This window comes from Janthinobacterium sp. GW823-FHT06H09 (assembly GCF_058794735.1).
In genome coordinates this window covers 165,879-182,724 of the sequence record NZ_JBXAHC010000004.1, presented here as the reverse complement: position 1 = coordinate 182,724, position 16,846 = coordinate 165,879, and the positions used below count along the sequence as shown (strand labels likewise).

The window sequence follows — 16,846 nt, the reverse complement described above, 5'->3', positions numbered from 1 at the left end:
CTTCTATGTAAGACCTGCTTTTTATCCATACGGTACATCCATGAAAATCACTATTATCGGCACCGGCTATGTTGGCCTCGTGACCGGCGCCTGCCTGGCGGAGCTGGGCAACGACGTCTTTTGCCTCGACCTGGACGCACAGAAGGTAGCCTTGCTCAACAGCGGCGGCATCCCCATCCATGAACCGGGCCTGGAAGAAGTCGTGGCGCGCAACCGCGCCGCCGGACGCATGACCTTTTCCACCGACGTCGAAGCGGCCGCCGCGCACGGCGCGATGCAATTCATCGCCGTCGGCACGCCGCCCGATGAAGACGGCTCGGCCGACCTGCAATATGTGCTGGCCGCCGCGCGCGGCATCGGCAAATACATGACGGACTTCAAGGTCATCGTCGACAAGTCGACCGTGCCCGTCGGCACGGCCGAAAAAGTGCGCGCCGCCATCCAGGGCGAACTCGACGCGCGCGGCGTAGCCGCCACGTTCTCGGTGGCATCGAACCCGGAATTCCTCAAGGAAGGCGCGGCCGTCGAAGACTTCATGCGCCCCGACCGCATCGTCATCGGCGTCGACGCCACGCCGGACGGCGAACGCGCGCGCGAATTGCTGAAAAGCCTGTACGCGCCGTTCAACCGCAACCACGAACGCACTTACTGGATGGATGTACGCTCGGCCGAATTCACGAAATATGCGGCCAACGCCATGCTGGCCACACGCATCTCGTTCATGAATGAACTGGCGAACCTGGCCGACAAGGTGGGCGTCGATATCGAAGCCGTGCGCCACGGCATCGGTTCCGACCCGCGCATCGGCCACAGCTTCCTGTATGCGGGCTGCGGCTATGGCGGTTCCTGCTTCCCGAAAGACGTGCAGGCGCTCGAGCGCACGGCACGCGGCCACGGCCAGGAATTGCTGATCCTGCGCGCCGTCGAAGCCGTCAACGACCAGCAGAAGCAGGTGCTGGGACGCAAAGTGGTCACTCGCTTCGGCGAAGATCTGACGGGCCGGCATTTCGCCGTGTGGGGCCTGGCCTTCAAGCCGAATACGGACGACATGCGCGAAGCATCGGCCCGCGTGCTGCTGGCCGACTTGCTGGGACGCGGCGCCAGCGTGGCCGTGTACGACCCCGTCGCCATGGCCGAGGCGCGCCGCGTGCTGCAACTGGACTTGACGCCGGAGCAATTGGCCAGGGTGCGCTTTGCAGACAGCCCGAAGGATGCGCTGCAGGACGCCGATGCGCTGGTCATCGTGACCGAGTGGAAAGCCTTCCGCAGCCCCGACTTCGAGCAGGTCAAGGCGCGTCTGAAGCAGGCCGTGATCTTTGACGGGCGCAACCTGTTCGAGCCGGCCGTCATGGCCGAGAACGGCATCGAATACCACGGGATCGGTCGCTCGATCCTGACGCGCGCATGAGCGCCCAGGAGGTAGTCGCCTTGACGGCGCCGGCCGCGCTGGCCCAGGTACGCCTGCTGGTGGTGGGCGATGTGATGCTGGACCGCTACTGGTTCGGCGACGTCAGCCGTATTTCGCCGGAAGCGCCGGTGCCCATCGTGCGCATCGAGAAGCGCGAAGAGCGCCTGGGCGGCGCGGCCAACGTGGCGCGCAATGCGGCCGCACTGGGAGCGAAGACGAGCTTGCTGGGCGTGGTCGGCGACGACGAGGCCGGCAGCCAGGTCGAGCGCCTGCTCGAAGGCGGCGGCATCCACAGCTATCTGCAGCGCGATGCGGCCATTTCCACCATCATCAAGCTGCGCGTGATCGGCCGCCAGCAGCAGATGCTGCGCATCGACTTCGAGGATGCACCGAGTGATACCGTGCTGCGCGACAAGCTCAAGCAATTCAATGCCCTCTTGCCGCACTACGACGTGGTGATCCTGTCGGACTACGCCAAGGGCAGCCTGGTGAACGTGGCCGAGATGATCAAAGCGGCCCGGGCGGCCGGCAAGATCGTCATGGTCGACCCGAAAGGCGACGATTTCAGCCGCTATACGGGAGCGTCAGTGCTCACTCCGAACAAGTCGGAACTGCGCCGCGTGATCGGCAACTGGAGCACGGAAGAGCAGCTCACGGAACGCGCGCAGCAGATGCGCGCGCAGCTGGGCCTGGACGCCTTGCTGCTGACCCGTTCCGAAGAGGGCATGAGCTTGTACACGGCCGACGAGGTGCTGCACATGCCCACCGATGCGCGCGAAGTGTTCGACGTCTCGGGCGCCGGCGACACGGTGATCGCCACCATGGCGGCCATGCTGGGCGCCGGCATGGGCCTGGGCGACGCCGTGCGCACGGCCAACCGGGCCGGCGGCATCGTCGTCGGCAAGCTGGGCACGGCCACTGTCACCCGCGACGAGCTGTTCTCCCAGTAACCATGCTGTACCACCTGCGCCGGAGCGTTTGATCTGGCGCAGGTTTTCCCATCCTTCCGCTGTCCCGTCTTGTCAACCGTATCACGCTACAGCCGTTAAAGCCGTTAAGGCGCTGCTCTTCCCTTGCGTTCGAGTCATCTTGAAACCACACCACGGAGAGATACCCATGTTCAAAAAAATACTGCTGGCCATCGCCACCTTGATCGCGACGATGGGCTTTGCCTTTGCCCAGGTCGATGTCAACAAGGCGGACCAGGCGGCACTCGACAGCGTCAAGGGCATCGGCCCCGTGACGTCGAAAGCCATCATCGACGAGCGTGCCAAGGGCGGCGCCTTCAAGGATTGGGCCGATTTTGAAAGCCGCGTGAAGGGCATCGGTCCGAAAAGTTCCCTGAAGTTGTCGGAAGCGGGCTTGCAAGTGAATGGCCAGGCCAAGTCCGGCGCGCCGGCGGCACCCGCTCCGGCGGCGAAAGCTGCCCCGGTAAAAAAGGAAGCTGCTGTGAAGGAAGTTGCAGCGAAAGAAGCCGCACCGAAGCCAGCTGCTGCGACCGACACCGCTGCGGCGCCAGCCAAGACAGCCGCTGAAGCGAAAAAAGAAGCTGCTGCCGCGAAGAAAGAAGCCAAGGCTGCCGCCGCTGCCGCCAAGAAAGAAGCTGCCGCCGCGCCTGCCGCTGCAGCGGCCGATGCCGCTCCCGTGAAAACGGCTGCCGAAGCGAAGAAGGAAGCTGCCGCTGCCAAGAAAGAAGCGAAGGCTGCTGCCGCTGCCGCGAAGAAAGAAGCGAAACTGGCTGCCGCCGAGGCGAAGAAAGCGGAAGCCGAGAAAAAATAAGCGTTTTGTCGTAAAGCGTGTTGCGTGGTGGTGCCGCGCAGCACGAGAAGAAAACCCCGCATGGTACCGGCCGCGCGGGGTTTTTTTTATGCACCTACAGCTGCGATTCGATCGGCAGCCAGCGCATCACGGACACCAGCAGGCGGCGCCAGAAGCCGGACTCCGGATCGTGCGTCCACACTTTGGCGGGCTGCTCGGTGGCGTCGGACCAGCGCAGGGCGCCGTTGTCGAGGAACAATCGATAGCTGGTGTCGCTCGCCGTCGAATGCAGGAACAGCGCGCGCATGTCGGCCGCCAGCGCGGCATCGTCGAACAGCACGCCCATTTCCGTATTCAGCTGGGCCGAGCGGGGATCGAGGTTGAAGGAACCGACGAAGCCCCGCTGACCGTCGACCACCACGGCCTTGGTATGCAGGCTGGCGCGGCTCGACCCCATCAGGCTGATGCGCTTGCGGTGCTGGGTCTTCAATTCGAACAGGGCGACGCCGCTACCCAACAGCGCTTCGCGGTAGCGCGCATAGCCCGCATGCACGAGGGCCACGTCGGTGGCGGCCAGCGAGTTGGTCAGCACCTGGACCTGGACGCCGGCCGCGACCTTGTCGGCCAGCATCGTGCTCAGCGCCGCGCCGGGCACGAAGTAGGGCGAGGTCAGCAGCGCTTCCTCGCGCGCGTCCGTCAGCAGCGGCAGCAGGCTGTGCATGAGCCAGTGCTCGCTGCGCTGCAAACTGGCCACGGGCGCGGCTTTTTCCGGCGGGTCCGACAGCACCTGCACTTGCCCGCTCCAGTGCAGGCGCAGCCGGCCATCGAGGTGGGCCTGCAGCTGGCCCGCATCGGTCAGCTGCTGGAGGTAGGGAGAAGCGCCCACTTCGCCCGTGAGCGTATCGAGGCGCGCACGCACAGCCTGCAGTTCCGGCGCGCCCGCGTCCTTGCCGGCGTGCAAGGCGCGTATGGGGAGGACGGCGCGGCTGTTCCAGAAGCGGTCGAAGATGTCGCTCGTCTGCTGCACGGCGGGTCCCACCAGCAGCAAGTCGGCATCCTGGAAATTGACTTGCTCGGCGGCATCAAAATATTCATCGCCGATATTGCGCCCGCCGACGAGGGCCACCCTGCCGTCGACGATCCAGGCCTTGTTGTGCATGCGCCGGTTCAGGCTGACGGCGCGCAAGGCCATTTCCACGGCGCGCCACCAGATGCCGTCGCGGTTGCGGCTTGGATTGAAGATGCGCACGTCGATCAGCGGATGGCTGTCGAGCGCGAGGATGGCGGCGTCCTGGCCCCGTGCGTTGATATCGTCGAGCAGCACGCGCACGCGTACGCCGCGGTCAGCCGCGCGCAGCAGTTCGCGCACCAGCAGGCGTCCCGTGACGTCGTTATGCCAGATGTAGTATTGCAGGTCGATGCTGCGGCCCGCTTCGCGCGCGCTCAGGGCGCGCAGGGCAAACGCTTCCAGGTTGTCGTCGATCAGGGCCGTGCCGCTGTGGCCCGGGCGTTGCGCCAGCTGCGGCGCCAGCACGCGGTCGAGCAGGGTGGCATCCGTCGCCACGGGCAAGGCCGTTCCCGGCGCGCCCAGCGAACGTTCGGCGAAGCGCCCGTAGCTGTACAGGGCAGCGATGCTGAGCACGGCAAACAAGGTGGCCAGCAGCAGCAATTTGACGAGCATGCGGCGCACCGTCAGCGGACCGCGCGCATGCTGCGGCGTGCGGGATGGAGGGCGGTCTGGCGCATGCGTGCCTTTCGTGAACGGGGGAGTGGCCGATTGTAGCAGTTTCTACAATGCACGATTTTCGACCTGGAACATCCTTGCCTGCCGTCAAAAATGCGAGAATGGTCAGCTCAATCAATCATCGGGAGACGGCGGCATGGCAGGGATTGTGACGGCAATGACGGCAATGACGGCAGCCATGCTGTCGGCGAGTGTGGCGGCGGCGCCGGGCGCCGACCCGGCGCAGCAGCAGATACGGCAGGTGGTGGCCGACATCTCGCCGCAGCGCATCGAGGCGCATGTGCGCAAGCTGGTCAGTTTCGGGACGCGCCACACCATGTCCGATACCGTGTCCGACACGCGCGGCATCGGCGCGGCCCGGCGCTGGATCAAGGCCGAGCTGGAGCGCTGCGGCGCGCAGGCGGGCGGACGACTGCAGGTGGCGTTCGACAGCCATATCGCGCCCGTGTCGAAACGCATTGCGCGGCCGACGGAAATCGTCAACGTGGTGGCGACCTTGCCGGGTAGCCAGCCGCAGTCGGCCGGGCGCATCTATGTCGTCAGCGGCCATTATGACTCGCGCGCCACCGACGTGATGGATGCGCAGGGCGACGCGCCCGGCGCCAACGATGACGCCTCGGGCACGGCGGCCGTCATTGAAATGGCTTGCGCGATGGCGCGCCACCAGTTCGACGCCACGCTCGTCTTCATGGCCGTGGCGGCCGAGGAACAGGGTTTGTTGGGTTCCGGCCATTGGGCGCAGCAGGCAAAGTTGAATAAACTCAACATCGCCGGCATGCTCAATAACGACATCATCGGCAGTTCGCGCGCCGAAGACGGCACCGTCGATGGCGGCCAGGTGCGCCTGTTTGCCGAGGGTATCCCGGCCGTCAAGGAGATGAGCGACGGCGTGCGCGCCCTGGTGGCGACGGGCGGCGAAAACGATTCCCTCTCGCGCCAGCTGGCGCGCCATGTGAAACAGGTGGGCGAGCGCTACGTGCCCGGTTTCAAGGTCAACGTCATCCAGCGCGCCGACCGTTACCTGCGCGGCGGCGACCATATGCCGTTTCTGGCACAAGGCTACGCGGCGCTGCGTTTCACGGAACCGCACGAGGATTTTGCTCACCAGCACCAGGATGTGCGCGTGGAAAATGGCCTGCAGTATGGCGACCTGCCGCAATTCGTCGACTATGACTACGTGGCGAAAGTGGCGCGCGTGAATGCGGCGGCGCTCGCTTCGCTGGCCCTGGCGCCGGCCGCGCCCGCCGGCGTGCAGGTGCGCACGGCCCAGCTGGAAAACGCTACCACGCTGTTGTGGCAGCCGAACACGGAGCCGGACCTGGCCGGCTACCGCATCGTCTGGCGCGCCACGACGGCCGACCAGTGGCAGGGCGCGCAGGATGTGGGCAATGTCACCGAGGCCAAGGTCAAGCTGTCGAAAGACAGCTATTTCTTTGGCGTCCAGGCCATCGACCGCGACGGCAATGTCAGCGTGGCCACGTATCCCATGCCCTTGCGCTAGGCGCTGTTGACAGGCAAGCGGGCAAGGAAACCGTGAATCTGGGAAACGACGGCCGCGCCTTCGCCCACGGCGGCAGCGACGCGCTTGGTGGAACCGGCGCGCACGTCGCCGATGGCGAACACGCCCGGCACGCTCGTTTCCAGCGCGGCCCGTTCCGGCAAGTCCGGAGGCGGGTAGGCTAAATGCGCGGCATGGCCGTGGGCGCGGCATTCGGCGCGCGTGACGTCGAAGCCCGTGCGGATAAAACCCTGCTCGTCGACGGCCACGGCGCAGTCGTGCAGCCAGTCCGTGTTCGGATCGGCGCCCACGAACAGGAATACACGGCGCACGGCGCAATCGCACTCCTTGCCCGTCTGGTTGTTGCGCCAGCGCACCTCCGTCAAGCCGTCGTCGTCGCCTTCGAGGGCGATGATTTCCGTGTGCGTGTGCAAGGTGATGTTGGGCGTGGCGGCGATGCGCTCGATCAAATAGCTCGACATGCTGGCCGCCAGTCCCTCGCCGCGGATCACCATGTGGACCTTTGCGGCGTGGCTTGAGAGAAACACGGCGGCCTGGCCGGCCGAGTTGCCGCCGCCGACTAAAATGATCTCTTCCTTCCGGCACAGCTTGGCTTCGATGGGCGAGGCCCAGTAATACACGCCCCGTCCCTCATACGTTTTCAGGTTGGCCAGCGAGGGACGGCGGTAGCGCGCGCCGCACGACAGCACCACCGTGCGGGCGCGCACCTGGGTGCCGTCGCACAGCTTGACGCGCAGGGGCCAGCTGTCGCACAGCAAGTTGGCGGCGCTGGCCGGGGTGGCGATCTCGACGCCGAACTTTTGCGCCTGCACGTAGGCGCGTCCTGCCAGTGCGCGGCCAGAAATTCCGGTGGGAAAGCCCAAATAATTTTCGATGCGCGCGCTGGCGCCCGCCTGGCCGCCGTACGCGCGCTGCTCGAGCGCCAGCACCGATAGCCCTTCCGAGGCCGCATACACGGCCGTGGCCAGGCCGGCGGGACCGGCGCCCACCACCAGCACGTCGAAGATCTTGTCGCCGGACAAATCGGGCAGCATGCCCAGGCAGCGTCCCAGTTCCGCATTGCCGGGATTCTTCATGATCTTGCCGTCCGGACAGACCACCAGCGGCCATTCCTGCGGCGTGGGCTGGTAGCGCTGGGCCAGCGTGGCGGCCGCCGCATCGGTGGCCGGATCGAGCACCGTGTGCGGATGGCCATTGCTCGATAAAAAGCTTTGCAGGTGGAACAGATTACCATTGCCGCGCGGGCCCACCAGCACGGGGCCGCCCGAATTCGATTCGATCAGCGCCACGCGGCGCAGGATCAGGGCGCGCACGATGCGTTCACCCATCTCCGCCTCGGCCACGATCAGCGCGCGCAAGGATTCCGAACTGATGTCGAGCAATTCCACCTCGCCCACGGCGCTGCCGTTGACGAGGGTGGGGCGGCCGGACAATTGCGCCACCTCGGCAATGAAGTGGCCGACGCCCACTTCGCGCAGCACGGATGCCTGCCCCAGCACTTCGTGGCGCGTGATGCTGACCCGCCCGGACAGTATCACCAGCATGCCGAAGCTGCTGCTGCCCGCCTCGAACAGCGTTTCGCCGTCGGCAAAGCGCCGCCGCGTGCCGTAGCGCTGCAAGCGCTGCAGTTCGAGCGCATTGAAAACGGGCGAGATCTGGTGGCTGCGGCCCTGCAAGTCGAGCGTGGCGAACTGGACGGGATCGTCCTGCGTCGTTTCGGGAATGAATTCGGGTGTGCTGCTGGCCATGGCGGGTCCGTTCGGAGGCTGAATAAGCAAATAACAAAAATAACTAACAGTGACGAGTCTAGCGCATGCGGCGCGCGCCTGCCGCAATACCCCTTGCGCACGCCCGGAAATGGCGGGGCGGCAGGCGCCATGCGGCGCGTCGCGGCGCAGCCGCATGCATACGCGGGCCCGGAAGCGGCCGCCGATCAGCGATACGCCGTCCAGCATCTCATATTAGAATGGGTCTTTGTTGAATCTACTCAAACAGACACGATGGCTTACAAGACACTTGAAGATACGATAGGCAATACCCCGCTGGTGCAACTGACGCGCTTGCCGGGTGCCGATGCGCTCGCGCGCAACAACGTCATCCTGGGCAAGCTGGAAGGCAACAATCCGGCCGGCTCCGTGAAGGACCGCGCGGCCATGTCCATGCTCAAGCGCGCTGAAGAGCGCGGCGTCATCAAGCCGGGCGATACCCTGATCGAGGCGACCAGCGGCAATACGGGCATCGCGCTGGCCATGGCCGCCGCCTTGCGCGGTTACAAGATGCTGTTGCTGATGCCCGACAATCTGAGCGTGGAGCGCCGCCAGAGCATGGCCGCCTACGGCGCCGACATTTTATTGACGCCGAAAACGGGCGGCATGGAGTATGCGCGCGACCTGGCCGAGCAGATGCAGAAGGATGGCCGCGGCGTCATCCTCGACCAGTTTGCCAACGAAGACAATTCGCGCGCCCACTATGAAAGCACGGGGCCGGAAATCTGGCGCGATACCAATGGCCAGGTCACGCATTTCGTCAGCGCCATGGGTACGACGGGCACCATCATGGGCGTGTCGCGCTATTTGAAGGAGCAAAATCCCGCCATCCAGATCATCGGCGCCCAGCCCGAGGAAGGCTCGCAGATTCCCGGCATCCGCAAGTGGCCGGAAGCGTACTTGCCGAAAATTTACGACAAATCGCGCGTCGACCAGGTGGAATACGTGAGCCAGGGCGTGGCCGAGCGCATGGCGCGCAGCCTGGCGGCGGAAGAGGGCTTGTTCTGCGGCATCTCGGCAGCCGGCGCGTGCGAAATCGCGCTGCGCATCTCGCAAACGGTGGAAAACGCGACCATCGTGTTCGTCGTCTGCGACCGTGGCGACAGATATCTGTCCACAGGTGTTTTCCCTGCGTAACGGGGAAGGATGTGAAGTGAGGTCGGCCAGAACGGCCTGAGAACTGCTGGAAATACCCCCTCCCCATGGCGGGGAGGGAAAACCTGCGAACTGGCAGGATCAGCCTTGTGGCGTTTCGCCTTCTTTTGGCTTGAATTGCTTGTCGCTGATGCGGAATTTGTTACGACGGTCACCCATCAGGTAACGCAGGTCGCGGATGCTCAGGTCGCTGACTTCGTGCATGCGGATCAGCAGCGATGCGCCGACCGGCAGGCGGTGGTGGCGAATTTTACTGATGACCGGTGGCGCCACTTCCAGCGCGCGGGACAAGGCTGCGTCGTTTTTCAGGCGCAGGTTTTCGATCAGGGTATCGAGCAGTCTGTTTGGGTTGTACTGAAGCAGATCGTCGGAGTCCGAATCGCTGTTCATATCAATGCCGACTTGGTTTGTCATGATGTTATTGTTCCTTCTGTAGTTGCACTGCAAAGTAAAAAACACTCGGAGCTCGCTCTTGCTGCGTTCATGTTCATTCTTTACTAAAAGGAACGAATTCACACACGGTACGATCCGGGATACAGTTTTTCATGATATATACACAATTGTACAACAGGATTCAATTTCAAGCGGGAAAGCCCGCTAATCTTGCTTTGTACAGAACCGGTGTTGTCTAGCTGCAACACCTATTTATTCTTTATTATGCTCTATGATAGAGCAAAAATTGTACTTTGACAAAAGTTAAGTATAAAACCACTACTGCATCCCGTGCCGCACAAAGGCTGGCGAGCGAGGCTGGCACATGTTATCGGCCCCACCATAGACCTGTTTGCCGGTCGCTTCAACATCGCTTACGCTTTCTTACAAGTAATATTATAACTTTACACTGACTTTCGGTTAGCGTGCGCGCACTTGACTGATGGCCTTGCCCAGGTCAATCACTGACATGGCATAAAAATAACTTCTGTTGTACTGAGTTATAGCAAAGAAGTTATTGGTTGCCAAGTGATACTCAGTTGCTTCTGAACCATTTTGTAAATCGATCAAGCCAAACAACATGTTCTGGGGCGTGGCCACGACGGTACTCACGCCGGCTTCCTGCAATTCACCCAGCCGGTATTTGGCTTGCAAGCCCTGGCCGACGAACTTTTCCCACGTGCGGCTGGCCGACACGGTGACGGGATACGTGCTGATGGCCGGGTCGTCGCGCCGCCAGCCATGTTCGACGAGGAAATGCGCGACGCTGCCGATGGCGTCGGCCGTGGAATTGCGCAGGTCGATATGGCCATCGCCATCAAAGTCCACCGCATATTTCATGATGCTGCTGGGCATGAATTGGGGCAGGCCGATGGCGCCCGCATACGAGCCGAGCAGGGTCAAGGGATCGATGCCATCCTTGCGCGCGTACAGCAGCGCGTTTTCCAGTTCTCCCTTGAAAAATTCCATGCGCGCGGCGCGGGTCGGACTGTCCGGATAGGAAAACGCCAGGGTCGTCAGCGCGTCGAGCACGCGGAAACGGCCCGTATTGCGTCCGTACACGGTTTCCACGCCGATGATGCCGACGATGATCTCGGCCGGCACGCCATATTCGCGCTCGGCGCGCGCCAGCGCTTGCGCATTCTCTTCCCAGAATTTCACGCCCGCATTGATGCGCACCGGCTCGATGAAGCGGGCGCTGTACGCTTGCCAGTTCTTCGGCTTGCCGGGCGGCGCCGGCTTCATCAGCTGCACGGTCGATTCGACATAGCGCACCTTGCCGATCAGGGTATCGAGCCCGGCGCGGTCAAAGCCATGCTTGGCGGACATGTCGTCGAGGAAGGCGCGTACTTCTTTCCAGTTGGCATAGTCGACAAACTCGCCTTCGAAGTCGAATTTTGCCGGTGCTTTCTTGGCTGTCGCCTTGGCGGGCGGGGCCTTGGCCGCGCGCACGGCGCGGGCGCGGTCGGCAGCGGAAATATGGCTGTTTTCGCCAGCGTGCGCGGTCGTCAGGCACAGGGGAAGGGAGAGGAGCAGGGACAGGGCGGAGGTTTTGATCGGTAACAAGGAGCGTCTCATCGGCATTGGGTTAACAGGCGGCGCAAGCTGCGCCGCGCGCGGAGTTGTTCGTCTGGGTGGGCATTACCATACTTCATCGCGGCATAGATTGCCAGAAACTGTGCGGTGGCGGCGTGCGCCTCTTGTGTGGCCTTGCCTGCGGCCAACCGTGCAGCATAACCGTGCGGACCTTCATGCGGCGCACGGCTGTAGCCGCGCCGCGCCTGCTGGCGGCAAAATTGTGCGTACAGGGCGTCGAGCGGATCGCCTTGCCGCGCCTGCCGCCACCAGACCAGACCACCGGCCACGGCGGACAGCACGGCCAGCACGGCGCAAGCGACTGCCAGCTGCTTCGCTGGCAAGTTTTTCAAGTGATCGAGCATGGCGCGCTGGCGCTGCGGCGTGGTGTCGAGTACCCAGCTGCTCCAGGCGTGCTCGGCCTGCTGCCATTGCTGGCGCCAGGCGGCAAGCGCCCCGTGCGCGCCGCCGTCGAGGCCGGCCAGGGCGCGCCACGCCGTCAGCGGCGACGGGGGCGGCGGCAGGGCGGCGTCGAGGTTGCGCTCCGTGCGCAGGGGCGCGACGGCGCCCGTGGGATCGATGCGCACCCAGCCCCGGCCCGCCAGCCACACTTCGCTCCAGGCGTGGGCGTCGGACTGGCGCACCGTCAGGCTGGCGCCGTCACTGTTGCGTGCGCCGCCCTGGTAACCGGTGACGACGCGGGCGGGAATGCCCATGGCGCGCATCAGCACGACGAAGCTGCCCGCGTAATGTTCGCAGAAGCCCGACTGCGTGCGAAACAGGAAGTCGTCGACGCCATGCTTGCCCAGCAGCGGCGGCTGCAGGGTGTAGCGGAAGGGCGCGCGGCGGAAGTGCTCGAGCACGGCGGCGACGGCGTCGGCGGGCGCCAGCGCATGCGCGCTATGGCCGCGCAGGGCGCGGGCCCAGGCCACGCTGCGCGGATTGCTGCCAGCGGGCAAGGCCAGCCATGGCTGTTGCTGCGCGGCCGACAAGCCGGCCTGCAGCCGGTAGCGCGCTTGGGAACTGGCGCGGTAACGCACGGTCGAAGTAATGGGCTGTATGGTCAGCACTTCCAGCGCCGACGACACGACATACGGGTTGCCGGGCAAGCGTTCGATGCTGCGCGGCACGTCAAGCGCGAAGATGCGCCGCTGGCCGCTCGCCTGCAAGGTGACTTCGTATTGGCTGGGCTGGCCTTGCAGCGCGATGTCGATGCGGCTGTCGCTGGCAGGCGCGCGCCCCTTTGCGCCCCTGCGCGTCCAGGTGGCGCCATCGAAGTCGCCCAGCACCACGCCGCGCCAATACAGCTGGTCTTGCGGCGGGAGCGGCGTGCTGAAACGGGCCGTAAAGACAGGGTCGCTTGACAGGACCAGCGAGGCGATGGCGCCCGGCTGCATGCTGTCGGACAAGCCCGTGCGTGCCTGCGCGTCTTCTGGTGCGGCGCCCCACAGGGGGCCGTCGACGCGCGGCACGGCAAGAAACATGACGGCCGACAGGGGGACGGCAAGTGCCAGCATGCGTCCCAGCAAATTTAACCGTTGCGCCAGGCGGGGCTGCACGGCGCCGTACTGGGCCGACAGCAGGGCGGCCAGCAGGACGATGACGGTGGCCAGCATCCAGGCAGCGCTGAGGATGCCTTGCGTATGGAAAAAGTTCGCCAGCAGAAGGAAAAAACTGAGGAAGACGAAGACGAAGATGTCGCGCCGGCCATGCATTTCCAGCGACTTCAAGGCCAGCAGCAGGGCCAGCATGGCCACGCCGGGATCGCGTCCCAGCACGGTGCCATAGCTGGCGTAGACGCCGGCGATGCCGAACAGGGCCAGCGGCGCAAGCAGGGTTAGCTGCGGCTGGCGCCTGCCCCGCACGGTAATGACGGCGCGCCACAGCAGCAGGGCGGCGCTTGCCATCGACAGCCATGGGGGCAGGTGCAGCGCGTGCGGCGCCAGCACCATGGCGGCCGCCAGCAACAGCAGCACAATGTCGGCTTTCTCGCGCGGCAAGCTGTTGAACCAGCGGATCATGTTGACTCCTTGCTGGGAGGTGAGTCGTGCAGGGCCAGTGCGCGCAAACAGGCGTCGCGCTGGCTGGCGCCCAGGGCCGGCGCCAAGGTCAGCGCGCCCAGGCGCAAGCCATATGACAAGCCCGTGCATTCCGCCTGCAGCACCCAGGCGGCCAGGCGCGACAGGCGCGCTTCCGGCGCCAGCGCGTGCAGCGAGGCGTGCTCGAACACGATGCTGCCATGGGATGCGCCTGCCGGCGCGTCGGCGGCAGGCTGGAATTGCTTGCTGAATACGTGCTCGCCGTCGTGGCGGGCGATCTGGCGCCAGGCCAGGCGGTGCAAGGGATCGCCTGGCCGGTAGGCGCGCACGCCGGCCAGTTCCAGGCTGCCATCGGGCGGGTCTGGCTGCCGTGCCTGCTTTGCCGGCCGCACCGTGAAGGCAGGCAAGGGCAGCGGCGGCGCGCCCTGTTCTGGCTGCGGATACACGAGCACGCGCGCGTCGGGCTGCCAGTGGCACCATGCCACAAACAGGCCCAGCGGAAAACTGCCGGACAGGCGCACGGAGGGCGCATCGAGCCAGCCGCGTTGCCGCGCCGTTACGACGATGCTGACGGCTGTTTCCCCGTGGGCGGCGATGTCGGCCAGGCTGGGCGCTGCCTCTACACCGCTGATGGCAAGATGGATCGCATGGCGCGGGCGCGCGCTGCGGTTGATCAGGCGCAAGGTGAACAAGGCGTGGCTGCCCGCGAACACGGGGTTGCCCGGCGTGGCGGCCAAGGCCAGGCCCGCCAGGTTGCGGCTGGCAAACAGCATGTCGGCGATGGCGCAGGCGGCGGCGAAATACGTGAGCGCATAACCGAGGCCCAGGCGGTAATTGACGGCGGCGATCCACAGTGCCAGCAGCAGCGCGGCAAACGCCAGACCCGCGCGCGAAGGGCGGATGTGCACGCGCTGCGCGCCCAGCCAGGGACGCGCCGGCAGCCAGGAGATATTGCGCCAGCGCATGCCGCTCAGACGGGAATGCTCAACAGCATGTGCTGCAGCAGCGCGCGGCTATCCAGCGAGCCTTGCGCCGCATGCAGGCGGTGGGCGCAGACGGGCAGCAGCACGGCTTGCACATCGTCGGGCGTGACGTGGTCGCGTCCGGCCAGCGCGGCCCAGGCGCGCGCCGCCTGCAGCAGGGCCAGCGCGGCGCGCGGGCTCAGGCCATCGGCAAACACGCCCGGCGCGCGCGTGGCATGCACGAGGGCCAGCACGTAGTCGACGACGGCGGCCGAGGCGTGGATGGCGCGCAGGCCCGCTTGCGCCTGCAGCAATTCTTCCGCGTTCATGACGGCAGGCAAGGTGTGCAGCATGGCGCGGCGGTCGGCGCCCAGCAGCAGCGCCCGTTCGGCGGCCGCATCGGGGTAGCCCAGGGTGACGCACATGAGAAAACGGTCGAGCTGCGATTCGGGCAGGGGGAAGGTGCCCAGCTGGTGCGCGCAGTTCTGCGTGGCGATGACGAAAAACGGCTGCGGCAGCGCATGCGTGACGCCGTCGAGCGTCACTTGCCGCTCCTCCATCGCTTCGAGCAGGCCCGATTGCGTCTTCGGCGTGGCGCGGTTGATCTCGTCGGCCAGCAGCACTTGCGTGAACAGGGGGCCGGGATGAAAGAGGAAGCTGCCGCTGCCCCGGTCATACACGCTCATGCCGGCCACATCGGCGGGCAGCAGGTCGCTGGTGAATTGCTGGCGCTTCCATTGCAGGCCCAGCGAGATGGCCAGCGCATGGGCCAGGGTTGTCTTGCCCACGCCGGGCACGTCTTCGATCAGCAGGTGGCCGCCGGCCAGCACGCAGGCGAGGGCCTGGCGGATCTGCAAGTGTTTGCCGACGAGAACTTCGCCGATCTGCTGTGCGGCCTGGTGTATTTTCGAAAACATGCTATTTCTATCACAGTAAGTCGGATTATTTAATTTACAATCGCTTTGGCCAGGTCAAACCGTGCCGCCCGCCCGTTGCGCGCACGTGGTAGATTAGAGAGGCAGCGACGGCGGCACAGACCAGCCAGTGATTTTATGCGAGAACGCGCAGGGCGAACAGGAATGCCATGCAGTGTTCCCGGAGAATGGACAGAGACAGAGGTAACCAGTACAGCGCATGAGCACAGCCATTTATACCCATCCCGATTGCCAGCGCCATGAAATGGGCGACTGGCACCCAGAATCACCGGCCCGCTTGCAGGCCATCAACGATCAATTGATCCTCGCGCACATCAGCGACCTGGTCGAGCACCGTGACGGCGTGCGCGCGCAATTGTCCGATATCGAGCGCAACCACAGTGCCACGGCCATCGGCCTGGTGCGCGACAATGTACCGCAGGAGGGCGATTACTATCCGCTCGACGGCGACACCCTGCTCAATGCGCACAGCTACGAGGCGGCACTGGCTGCGGCCGGCTCGGCCGTGGCAGCCACGGATGCCGTCATCGATGGCGAGATCAGCAACGCCTTCTGCGCGATCCGCCCGCCCGGCCACCATGCGCGGCCCAGCGAACCGATGGGTTTCTGCCTGTTCAATAATGTCGCCATCGCCGCCAAGCATGCGCTCGACGTGCGTGGCCTCGAGCGCGTCGCCATCGTTGACTTCGACGTGCACCATGGCAATGGCACGGCCGAGTCCGTGGCACACGACCCGCGCATCCTGATGGTGAGTTTTTTCCAGCACCCGTTCTATCCGTACAGCGATGTCGAATCCTACACCGACACGCGCGTCAACGTGCCCGTGCCGGCCCGCTCGAAGGGCGACGCCGTGCGCCAGCTGGTGCTCGACCACTGGCTGCCGGCGCTGCACCGGCAACAGCCGCAGATGATTTTCATTTCCGCCGGTTTCGATGCCCACCGCGAAGACGACGTGGGCGGCATGGGCCTGGTGGAGGCCGACTACACATGGATGACGCAGCAGATGATGGCCGTGGCCCATCAGTATGGCAAGGGCCGCATCGTCAGCTGTCTCGAAGGGGGCTACAACCTGTCGTCCCTGGGCCGCAGCGTGGCGGCGCACGTGAAGGCGCTGGCGGAACTGTAACGGCGCAGCGCACTACAGCAAGGTGGGACGGCGGCTGGAATGCGTGTGGCGGTGGGTCTGATAGTCGAGCGCGTCGCCGGCCATGAAGCGGCGCCATGCTTGCGTGTAGACAAGCGATGATTTATCCGCATCGAAGCTGTCGAGCTGCAACATGTCGCGGTGGTGCTTGATTTCATTGACCAGTTGGTCATACAGCATTTGCAAGCCATAACTGTCGGCGCTCTGACGTTTCAAGCGCTCCTCGAGCTGCGCCACTTGCCCCTGCAGCTGCCGGCATTCCTTCTTCCAGTCATTGCGCGGCACGCGTTTGGGCGCCATGCCAGTGTGTTCCATCATCATATCGAGCTATCCCATCGCCTGTCTCCCTGCGCCTGTGCCAGCCAGTCCGGAAAACATTGCTTTTCATTTAAGAGGCGATATTAGAGCA

The 16,846-nt window shown here is 64.8% G+C and carries 14 protein-coding genes; 6 read left to right on the top strand and 8 right to left on the bottom strand.

Annotated features, from left to right (window positions below; all coding sequences use genetic code 11):
- Nucleotides 1-40: 40 nt before the first annotated feature.
- The 3 genes from AC1Q6X_RS07865 to AC1Q6X_RS07855 all read left to right on the top strand — a co-directional run bounded on the left by AC1Q6X_RS07865 (nucleotide 41) and on the right by AC1Q6X_RS07855 (nucleotide 3,187).
- On the top strand, nucleotides 41-1,408 hold the full coding sequence (locus tag AC1Q6X_RS07865) for a UDP-glucose dehydrogenase family protein (RefSeq protein ID WP_492496257.1): 1,368 nt from the start codon (nucleotides 41-43) through the stop codon (nucleotides 1,406-1,408).
- Nucleotides 1,405-2,358, top strand: a complete 954-nt coding sequence (rfaE1, locus tag AC1Q6X_RS07860) for a D-glycero-beta-D-manno-heptose-7-phosphate kinase (protein WP_070219403.1) — start codon at nucleotides 1,405-1,407, stop codon at nucleotides 2,356-2,358. Before AC1Q6X_RS07865 ends, rfaE1 begins: the two co-directional genes overlap by 4 nt.
- Before the next feature lie 166 nt (nucleotides 2,359-2,524).
- A complete protein-coding gene (locus AC1Q6X_RS07855; protein ID WP_492496255.1) occupies nucleotides 2,525-3,187 on the top strand; it encodes a ComEA family DNA-binding protein in 663 nt (220 codons plus the stop codon).
- Between the two features lie 94 nt (nucleotides 3,188-3,281).
- On the opposite strand, the gene AC1Q6X_RS07850 is transcribed toward AC1Q6X_RS07855, so the two are convergent.
- Nucleotides 3,282-4,847, bottom strand: coding sequence for a phospholipase D family protein (locus tag AC1Q6X_RS07850; protein ID WP_492496253.1), 1,566 nt, complete (start codon nucleotides 4,845-4,847; stop codon nucleotides 3,282-3,284).
- A gap of 199 nt (nucleotides 4,848-5,046) precedes the next feature.
- Here AC1Q6X_RS07850 and AC1Q6X_RS07845 point away from each other — a divergent pair, with 199 nt between their 5' ends.
- Nucleotides 5,047-6,411: a M20/M25/M40 family metallo-hydrolase gene (locus AC1Q6X_RS07845; RefSeq protein WP_492496251.1), complete on the top strand. Its 1,365-nt coding sequence runs from the start codon at nucleotides 5,047-5,049 to the stop codon at nucleotides 6,409-6,411.
- Here the strand turns inward: AC1Q6X_RS07845 and AC1Q6X_RS07840 are convergent.
- A complete protein-coding gene (locus tag AC1Q6X_RS07840) occupies nucleotides 6,408-8,177 on the bottom strand; it encodes an FAD-dependent oxidoreductase (RefSeq protein ID WP_492496249.1) in 1,770 nt (589 codons plus the stop codon). The genes AC1Q6X_RS07845 and AC1Q6X_RS07840 overlap by 4 nt on opposite strands.
- 252 nt (nucleotides 8,178-8,429) lie before the next feature.
- Here AC1Q6X_RS07840 and cysM point away from each other — a divergent pair, with 252 nt between their 5' ends.
- Entirely contained in the window at nucleotides 8,430-9,332 is a 903-nt protein-coding gene (gene cysM / locus AC1Q6X_RS07835; protein ID WP_035825682.1) for a cysteine synthase CysM, read from the top strand.
- A 99-nt stretch (nucleotides 9,333-9,431) separates the two neighbouring features.
- On the opposite strand, the gene AC1Q6X_RS07830 is transcribed toward cysM, so the two are convergent.
- The 5 genes from AC1Q6X_RS07830 to AC1Q6X_RS07810 all read right to left on the bottom strand — a co-directional run bounded on the left by AC1Q6X_RS07830 (nucleotide 9,432) and on the right by AC1Q6X_RS07810 (nucleotide 15,275).
- A complete protein-coding gene (locus AC1Q6X_RS07830) occupies nucleotides 9,432-9,764 on the bottom strand; it encodes a hypothetical protein (protein ID WP_034751784.1) in 333 nt (110 codons plus the stop codon).
- A 438-nt stretch (nucleotides 9,765-10,202) separates the two neighbouring features.
- Nucleotides 10,203-11,366, bottom strand: a complete 1,164-nt coding sequence (mltB, locus tag AC1Q6X_RS07825) for a lytic murein transglycosylase B (RefSeq protein ID WP_492496246.1) — start codon at nucleotides 11,364-11,366, stop codon at nucleotides 10,203-10,205.
- Nucleotides 11,357-13,378: a transglutaminase TgpA family protein gene (locus AC1Q6X_RS07820; protein WP_492496244.1), complete on the bottom strand. Its 2,022-nt coding sequence runs from the start codon at nucleotides 13,376-13,378 to the stop codon at nucleotides 11,357-11,359. The genes mltB and AC1Q6X_RS07820 overlap by 10 nt, the downstream gene beginning before the upstream one ends.
- A complete protein-coding gene (locus tag AC1Q6X_RS07815) occupies nucleotides 13,375-14,361 on the bottom strand; it encodes a DUF58 domain-containing protein (RefSeq protein ID WP_492496242.1) in 987 nt (328 codons plus the stop codon). Before AC1Q6X_RS07815 ends, AC1Q6X_RS07820 begins: the two co-directional genes overlap by 4 nt.
- Before the next feature lie 5 nt (nucleotides 14,362-14,366).
- Entirely contained in the window at nucleotides 14,367-15,275 is a 909-nt protein-coding gene (locus tag AC1Q6X_RS07810; protein ID WP_070219410.1) for an AAA family ATPase, read from the bottom strand.
- Between the two features lie 217 nt (nucleotides 15,276-15,492).
- Between AC1Q6X_RS07810 and AC1Q6X_RS07805 the strand changes: the two genes are divergently transcribed.
- Nucleotides 15,493-16,419, top strand: a complete 927-nt coding sequence (locus tag AC1Q6X_RS07805) for a histone deacetylase family protein (protein WP_070219411.1) — start codon at nucleotides 15,493-15,495, stop codon at nucleotides 16,417-16,419.
- A gap of 12 nt (nucleotides 16,420-16,431) precedes the next feature.
- Here AC1Q6X_RS07805 and AC1Q6X_RS07800 read toward each other — a convergent pair whose 3' ends face one another.
- Nucleotides 16,432-16,737, bottom strand: a complete 306-nt coding sequence (locus AC1Q6X_RS07800) for a hypothetical protein (protein WP_409026995.1) — start codon at nucleotides 16,735-16,737, stop codon at nucleotides 16,432-16,434.
- Nucleotides 16,738-16,846: the final 109 nt, after the last annotated feature.